The organism is Photobacterium frigidiphilum (genome assembly GCF_003025615.1).
Lineage (GTDB): Bacteria > Pseudomonadota > Gammaproteobacteria > Enterobacterales > Vibrionaceae > Photobacterium > Photobacterium frigidiphilum.
Genome location: NZ_PYMJ01000154.1, coordinates 1 through 525, shown reverse-complemented (window position 1 = coordinate 525; position 525 = coordinate 1). Strand labels below are relative to the sequence as shown.

The 525-nt window shown below is 46.3% G+C and carries 4 tRNA genes; all 4 read left to right on the top strand.

Annotated features, from left to right (window positions below):
* Positions 1-53: 53 nt before the first annotated feature.
* The 4 genes from C9J12_RS30425 (at position 54) to C9J12_RS30410 (ending at position 524) form a co-directional block, all read left to right on the top strand.
* Positions 54-138: transfer RNA gene (locus C9J12_RS30425), tRNA-Leu, on the top strand.
* Between the two features lie 40 nt (positions 139-178).
* Positions 179-253 (top strand) — tRNA-Gln (locus C9J12_RS30420).
* A gap of 64 nt (positions 254-317) precedes the next feature.
* A tRNA-Met gene (locus tag C9J12_RS30415) sits at positions 318-394 on the top strand.
* A gap of 45 nt (positions 395-439) precedes the next feature.
* Positions 440-524, top strand: a tRNA-Leu gene (locus tag C9J12_RS30410).
* The last annotated feature ends 1 nt before the right edge of the window (position 525 follow it).

Genomic DNA, 525 nt, shown 5'->3' with positions numbered 1-525 from the left:
ACCATCTTCACTCTTTTAGAGTTGAAGCATCGCAAGATGTAAAATTACCAGATGCGGAAGTGGCGGAATTGGTAGACGCACCAGATTTAGGTTCTGGCGCCGCAAGGTGTGAGAGTTCAAGTCTCTCTTTCCGCACCATTCTCTTTGCGAAGAGAACTGTTCTTAAATGAACAACTGTAGGGCTATCGCCAAGCGGTAAGGCAGCGGCTTTTGATGCCGCCATCCCCTGGTTCGAATCCAGGTAGCCCTGCCACATTTAATTATGTGGCTTGATTACTTCTTTTTAGAAGAAAAATAGTTAAGCGGCATAAATAAATGGCTACGTAGCTCAGTTGGTTAGAGCACATCACTCATAATGATGGGGTCACAGGTTCGAATCCCGTCGTAGCCACCATTTCTCTTCTCTTTTTGAGACGATTTATGGTAAAAGTATAAATACGCGGAAGTGGCGGAATTGGTAGACGCACCAGATTTAGGTTCTGGCGCCGCAAGGTGTGAGAGGTCAAGTCTCTCCTTCCGCACCAT